The sequence below is a fragment of the Cyanobacteria bacterium GSL.Bin1 genome (assembly GCA_009909085.1).
Taxonomy (GTDB): Bacteria; Cyanobacteriota; Cyanobacteriia; order Cyanobacteriales; family Rubidibacteraceae; genus Halothece.
This window is the reverse complement of record JAAANX010000206.1, coordinates 24,665-30,965: the sequence shown is the minus strand read 5'-3', so window position 1 is coordinate 30,965 and position 6,301 is coordinate 24,665. Positions and strand designations below refer to the sequence as shown.

Sequence of the window (6,301 nt, the reverse complement as noted above, 5' to 3'; positions counted from 1 at the left end):
CTAATCTCAATTTTTAGTGTTAATTTTTTACCCGCGCGACGGCTTTTTCGTAAGCCGGATCATGTTCAGCAAAGCTAATCACTAAAACTCGTCGAGGAGAAGGCTTTTCATAAATCCGATAAACCAGACGATAAGCAACACCATTCCAATCAATTTCGAGAGCGCGATATCCTTTTAATTTTCCTTTCAGAGCATGATGGGGAAACCCACCACACTGATCGGGATCAACCTTCAATATTAACTGGTAAATTTCCCAAAAATCCCTTTCCAGTACATTTGGTAAACTCTTCAAGTCTTCATTTTCAACTTTCGGATGAGTCTTGAAAAGATACTTGGATCGAATAGCCACGTTCTTGTAAGCGCTTATTTAATAAATCAACATCAATTTCTTCTCCAATTGTTCCATGAGTTAACCAGAATTGTTCAGGAACTGCTTGTTCAAACCGTTGCAAGGCTTTTCCTTCTGCTGAATTTGGGTTGAGATAGGTCGTTTCACCCTCAATTTCAAAGGGAATTCCTGCTTCACTTTTGGGGTTAGAGGTAGACATATATTAAGAGTTTTTCCTCCGTTGACTGCTTATATTTTAGCCAATTCGCGATTTCCGCACCTTTACTCTTCATGGCGGTTTGAGCCAAGTTTCTAGTGGCGCGATCAAGTTTACGAAAAAAGTGATCATTTCTTGTCTTAACCCGCGTGATCGGGGTTTTGGGAAAAGGCATTAGCAAGTTTGATCGGTTGTGGGGAGGGAGGGATAGCGCAATGTTCAACTCTTGCAACCGACGAAGCCATCGGGTGTAGGGATGAGAGGGAAGCGCGATCTCAATCAGTCTAATGCCTGAAGCAATTGGCCAGTTTCAGCATTGCTTGCAGAAAAAGCGATGGTGCCTTGCTGACCAACGGTCAAAGCAGGCGCCTTCCGTTTAGGAAGGCGTAATCTTTGACTTTGATGTTTTTTGAGGATTTTCGCGATCGCGCCACCCTTCTCGCTTTCTCTGCGCGATGCGCCTCCGGCGCCGGCTTGCGCGATCGCGTGATTCGATTCAGGCAAGATGATGGGAAAGCTTGATGGGCGATCAAAATGAGACGATCAATTAATAAAACTAACCCCCTTTCTTTAGTCAATAGAATAATGTCCTATACATTTTTTACTGATAAAAGAGAACTCAAAAACTCACTTAGTTGTTTTTTGTCAGTTTCTGTAGTTAAATTTTTATAAATGCTTTTTAACTCTTCTAAAGAAAGTTTGTCGATATGATAAAGTTCAATGCCGACAATTCTATTTTCCTGATCAAAATCATAAATAATACCTGAAGTCACTTCTTCCGATTCAATAATATCTGAAGATAACAGTTCAATATATGCTGTTTGTTCTACAGGATCATGTCTAATTTTCATAATAATTTCCTTTTAGCCTTTCGATCAAAATGAAGTGTTATTACCTTGAAAGGGGGAACGCCATCTTTATAAATCACCTTTAATACCCTAATTGATCCATCTTGACACCTAACTTTCCCAAAAGTCCATTTGAGCTGAGAATCTTTCGGATCTGATTCAATTTTTATCGGATTAATAAAGGCTTCTTTGATCCAACTTATCTGAATCTTACGTTTTTCAATTTGTAAAATAGCATGGTTGCTTAAAAAAATACGAAACGTATCAGTTAACTGGATAATCATTTATATTGATATCTAGAAATTTTATTTTGGAGTCAGATTTGAACATATTTATTATGAATGGTTAAAGACTTAATTAAGATCTTAGCGCGATTAACCCAGATCGTTACTGCTATCGCTGTTCTTGAGATGAGGCGGAAGGGGCGATTGGGTGTAGGGAGAGAGAGGGTAGCTAGCGCAATTGGGTGTAGAAAGAACGCGCGACGATATGGTGCAGAGATTGGGCAGAATTAATTCCTACTCCTTTGGCAATTTCGGGAAGGGATTTGCGAGGAATTTTGGAAATTATTCCTAAATGCAAATACTTGAAACATTCATAGTTTCTCACATCTTTAAATAGGTCTTGATAATTGCTACAATAGTCATCTACCACAGCTAGAGTGGGCTCTGGCTCTCGAGGTAAATGTTTACGAATCTGTAACGCTACATCCATTGTCCTTCCTGCTTTTTCGAGAGCAGACCTCTTGATTTTTCTCTATTTTAATTCGGAAAGTGACAAAAGAGGGTTATGATGCTCATTATCTCGCTCTTGCCCAACATTTAGGAATTAATTTCTGGACAGCAGATCAACGCTTGTATAATGCAGTTAACAATTCTCTAAATTGGGTTTATCTACTTCAATGAATAGCAAAGAGAAGGATGCAAGATGTCCCTTTAATATAAACTCAAAAATGAACCTTCTAATTAACCAAAATGGTAGAAGCAGCCTCGTTGAGCTTGCAAGAATTTCTGCAACAGCCAGAAACGAAACCAGCCAGTGAGTATATTGATGGGGAAATTATTCAAAAGCCAATGCCAAAGGGACGACATAGTCGCCTGCAAGGAAAGCTCTGCGCGATCATTAATGAGGCTGCAGAGGAGACAAACATTGCTTATGCTTTCCCAGAATTGAGATGCAGCTTTGGACAGCGATCCATTGTCCCTGATGTGTCGGTGTTTCGGTGGCAGCGTATCCCTTTTACAGCAGAGGGGAATGTTCCCGATCATTTTAAATTACCCCCTGATTGGACAATTGAAATTCTTTCTCCTGAACAGCAAACGAATCGAGTGTTAGGAAATATTCTCTACTGTTTAGAGCATGGCAGCGATCTTGGTTGGTTTATTGATCCCGACGATGTCAGCATTTTAGTGTTATTTCCCCAGCAACAGCCGGCGCTGTATCAGGGCGATCGCGCTCTTCCTGTTTTGCAAGATTTAGAATTAACGCTGACTGTCAATCAGGTGTTTGGCTGGTTAAAAATGAACAGCAGCAAGGTATCTTATTGATTGAGTACGCGATCGCGCATTGTCGCCAATATTGATTCATGTCAGCCCGTAACATTTGATTAATTTTGGTGATCACGCCTCGCAATGTCTGTTGCAATCGCTCATCCCCCAAAAGATAACAAATCCAGATGTGCGTATCGAGCAATACGATAGGGGAAGAAGCCAAGTCACCCCTTAAAGTTTTTGATTCAAAATTCCCTCAGGCGTTAACCTAAGTTGAGGAAACTGTTGAGACTCAATCCTGTCTTGTCCACTTAAAATTGTCTCTTCGTATAATCCTTCTTGCCATGATAAGAGGGTTACTTGTTGCTGAATCGGATCAATAATCCAATATTCAGCAATGCCGAGGGCTGCGTATTCAGATCGCTTGTAACGGTAGTCGCGCTTAATGGATTCTCGACTAACGACTTCAACCACTAAGGTTGGTGGAACAGTTAAAACAGCAGCTTGATTAACGAAAGGAGTCAGAAGAGATTTGTCAAACACTACGAGATCAGGAATGCGAGAGGTTTTCCATCCGGTTCTAATCCCGATCCCTTGTAAACAGATGAAAGGTAAGTCGTGTTCATTGAAATGATCTTCAAAAACTTGCTCTAAAAACTTACTTATTAACAAATGCAGAACAGTTGGGGGATTCATTAACTGTAACTTCCCAGCCACTAATTCATAACAGTGATCAGTGCCATCATCGTACGCTAAATAATCTTCAAAACTAAGTGCGTTTGCTTCGGTTGAGAACATAATGGGAAGTTGAAGAATGAGAAATTGAGTAGAAGCGAGTGAAGGCTAACGCTATAATTCTAGGGTTAGTCTCACGCTAGCATAAATCAATGTTAAAGTCCCCGGTTGCTCCTACTGTCAGCGCGACAAAAGCCAGCTACAAGTCTCAACCCTCATCACCGCAATGGGTGGAAGTCTTGGTCGATTGTCCAGATATTGAAGGGCTACTCACTTATCGCCTCCCTCCTGATCTGACAATTCACCCGGGAGATATTGTTAACGTTCCTCTGCAAAGTCAGACAGTAGGCGGAATTGTAATTCGTTTACGGGCTTCTCTCCCGGCTAATCTGGCAGAAACGCAAATTCGGGAAGTAGAAACCGTCGTCAGCGAAAGCTTGTTTCCACCGCGCTATTGGGAATTGTTAGAACAAGTAGCGACTTACTACTGCACGCCTCTCCTCTCGGTAATTCGCACCGCCTTACCGCCAGGGTTATTAGGAAAGTCACAACTGCGGATTTGTCTACGCCAAGAAGCAATTCCAGACGGGGTGGAAAATTTTTGCTCGCCGATCGCGCTACAAGTTCTCAGATTATTACAAGCCCAAAAGGCAGGGGAGTATAGTGCAACTTATCTGCGAAAACAGCTGAAAGGGGCGCAGCGCGGGATTAATGAGTTAATGCGACGGGGTTGGGTCGAAAGTTATTTGCAACACCCGCAACCGTCTCGTCCGAAACGACAGAAAGCCGTGTTATTGGTGGGAGAATCTCCTGAATTAACTCCCCGTCAGCGAGAAGTGTTAGAAATTTTACGTCGTCAAGGAGGTGAGTTATGGTTAACAGAACTCTTGCGTTTATGTAATACGACTTCCAGCACTGTTTCTGCACTAGAAAAAAAAGGCTGTGTGGTAATACAAGAACAAGAACGCCTCCGCTTTGCCCAAACTCCCGACCAAGCAGCGGATCAAGCCAAGGCATTAAATGCAGCGCAACAGTACGCCCTCAACACGATTACCGAGTTAACCCACTTTACCCAAGTTCTCTTACATGGTGTTACGGGTTCCGGGAAAACAGAAGTGTATTTGCAGGCGATCGCGCCCTTATTACAAGCGGGTTATTCCGCGTTGATTCTCGTCCCGGAAATTGGACTAACGCCCCAACTGTGCGATCGCGCGCGGGCAAGATTCGGATCGCAAGTGTGCATCTATCACAGCGGACTTTCCACCGGGGAACGATATGATACGTGGCGACAAATGCTGAGTGGCGAACCGCAAGTGGTCATTGGAACGCGATCGGCGATTTTTTCACCGCTTCCCCATTTGGGACTGATTATCCTTGATGAAGAACACGACAGTAGCTTCAAACAAACCCAACGCCTCCCCACTTATCATGCCCGTACCGTTGCCAAATGGCGCGCCCAACTCGAGAACTGTCCTTTAATTCTGGGATCAGCCACTCCTTCCCTGGAAACCTGGAAAACCCAAAATGAACCCGCTTCGCAACACCGTTATCTTTCTCTGCCTGAACGGATCTATTCTCGTCCCCTTCCCCCTATTTCCGTGGTCGATATGCGCAAAGAACTGCAACAGGGGAATCGTTCTATTTTTAGTGAACCGTTACAAAGGGCACTCCGTAATCTAAAAACAGAAGGGAAACAAGGGATTTTGTTCATTCCCCGTCGCGGACATAGCACCTTTGTTTCCTGTCGCAGTTGTGGTTATGTGATTGAATGTCCTCACTGTGATGTCTCGCTATCTTATCACTACACCCATGAAGGAGGAACGCAAACCCTACGCTGTCACTACTGTAACCATACTCAACTGCAGCCCCCACAATGTCCGGCTTGCAATTCTCCTTACCTGAAACATTTTGGCACCGGAACCCAGCGCGTCAAACAAGCCCTAGAACAAGAATTCCCGGAACTGCGCGCCCTCCGCTTTGATAGCGACACCACTCGGACTAAAGGCGCCCATCGTTCTCTCCTCCAGCAATTTACCAATCAAGAAGCGGATTTGTTAGTGGGAACACAAATGTTGACCAAAGGGCTAGATATTGAACAAGTGACCCTCGTTGCGGTTGTCTCTGCCGATGGGGTGCTGCACCGTTCTGATTATATGGCAGCGGAACGCGCGTTTCAAACCCTCGCCCAAGTTGCTGGACGCGCCGGAAGAGGCAATGAACCCGGACAAGTGATCATTCAAACTTATTCCCCAGACCACTCAGTAATTGAAGCGTTACGGACTCACGATTATCTGCGATTTGCCCAAGCCGAATTAGAAAATCGCTATGCCTATAATTATCCCCCTTATGGCAAATTAATTTTACTCAATTTAAGTGGTTTAGAGGCGTTAGAAGTGCAACAAACCGCAACCCTATTAGCCGATGTTTGTCGGGAAATGGCTGGAGAAAATGATTATGAAATTTTAGGTCCCGCACCCGCAAGTGTGATGCGAATTGCCCGTCGTTATCGCTGGCAAATTTTGTTAAAGTTTCCCCCTGAAACCACTGAAAATGATCTCCCTGATTTAATGAGTTTGTATCGTTGCTGTCCGCAAGGAATTAGTTTAAATATTGATGTCGATCCGTTGGATATGGGATAGCAAAATTAAGAATGACTAATAACCAATGACCAATGACTAATGAC

The 6,301-nt window shown here is 43.5% G+C and carries 8 protein-coding genes and 1 pseudogene; 2 read left to right on the top strand and 7 right to left on the bottom strand.

Features of this window, described 5'->3' with window-relative positions; all coding sequences use genetic code 11:
- Positions 1-19 precede the first annotated feature (19 nt).
- The 6 genes and pseudogenes from GVY04_23610 to GVY04_23585 form a co-directional block, all read right to left on the bottom strand.
- On the bottom strand, positions 20-349 hold the full coding sequence (locus GVY04_23610) for a hypothetical protein (GenBank protein NBD19006.1): 330 nt from the start codon (positions 347-349) through the stop codon (positions 20-22).
- Entirely contained in the window at positions 303-548 is a 246-nt protein-coding gene (locus GVY04_23605; protein NBD19005.1) for a hypothetical protein, read from the bottom strand. The genes GVY04_23610 and GVY04_23605 overlap by 47 nt, the downstream gene beginning before the upstream one ends.
- Before the next feature lie 276 nt (positions 549-824).
- Positions 825-1,049 (bottom strand): hypothetical protein, encoded by a 225-nt coding sequence (locus tag GVY04_23600; protein NBD19004.1) that lies wholly within the window; start codon positions 1,047-1,049, stop codon positions 825-827.
- A gap of 86 nt (positions 1,050-1,135) precedes the next feature.
- Positions 1,136-1,396 (bottom strand): DUF2283 domain-containing protein, encoded by a 261-nt coding sequence (locus GVY04_23595; GenBank protein ID NBD19003.1) that lies wholly within the window; start codon positions 1,394-1,396, stop codon positions 1,136-1,138.
- A complete protein-coding gene (locus tag GVY04_23590) occupies positions 1,393-1,677 on the bottom strand; it encodes a DUF4258 domain-containing protein (GenBank protein NBD19002.1) in 285 nt (94 codons plus the stop codon). The genes GVY04_23595 and GVY04_23590 overlap by 4 nt, the downstream gene beginning before the upstream one ends.
- A 181-nt stretch (positions 1,678-1,858) precedes the next feature.
- Positions 1,859-2,107 (bottom strand): annotated as a pseudogene (locus tag GVY04_23585) (IS701 family transposase).
- A gap of 260 nt (positions 2,108-2,367) precedes the next feature.
- Between GVY04_23585 and GVY04_23580 the strand changes: the two are divergent.
- A complete protein-coding gene (locus GVY04_23580) occupies positions 2,368-2,940 on the top strand; it encodes a Uma2 family endonuclease (protein ID NBD19001.1) in 573 nt (190 codons plus the stop codon).
- A gap of 174 nt (positions 2,941-3,114) precedes the next feature.
- Here the strand turns inward: GVY04_23580 and GVY04_23575 are convergent, their stop codons facing one another.
- The gene (locus tag GVY04_23575; protein NBD19000.1) at positions 3,115-3,681 is read right to left on the bottom strand and encodes a Uma2 family endonuclease; all 567 of its coding nucleotides are present in this window, start codon (positions 3,679-3,681) and stop codon (positions 3,115-3,117) included.
- A gap of 89 nt (positions 3,682-3,770) precedes the next feature.
- On the opposite strand from GVY04_23575, the gene priA reads away from it, so the two are divergent.
- The gene (gene priA / locus GVY04_23570; GenBank protein NBD18999.1) at positions 3,771-6,257 is read left to right on the top strand and encodes a primosomal protein N'; all 2,487 of its coding nucleotides are present in this window, start codon (positions 3,771-3,773) and stop codon (positions 6,255-6,257) included.
- The last annotated feature ends 44 nt before the right edge of the window (positions 6,258-6,301 follow it).

Coding starts and splice junctions, on each gene's coding strand:
- GVY04_23580 (NBD19001.1), top strand. CDS start 2,368: ATGGTAGAAGCAGCCTCGTTGAGCTTGCAAGAATTTCTGCAACAGCCA.
- GVY04_23575 (NBD19000.1), bottom strand. CDS start 3,681: ATGTTCTCAACCGAAGCAAACGCACTTAGTTTTGAAGATTATTTAGCG.
- GVY04_23605 (NBD19005.1), bottom strand. CDS start 548: ATGTCTACCTCTAACCCCAAAAGTGAAGCAGGAATTCCCTTTGAAATT.
- priA (NBD18999.1), top strand. CDS start 3,771: ATGTTAAAGTCCCCGGTTGCTCCTACTGTCAGCGCGACAAAAGCCAGC.
- GVY04_23590 (NBD19002.1), bottom strand. CDS start 1,677: ATGATTATCCAGTTAACTGATACGTTTCGTATTTTTTTAAGCAACCAT.
- GVY04_23595 (NBD19003.1), bottom strand. CDS start 1,396: ATGAAAATTAGACATGATCCTGTAGAACAAACAGCATATATTGAACTG.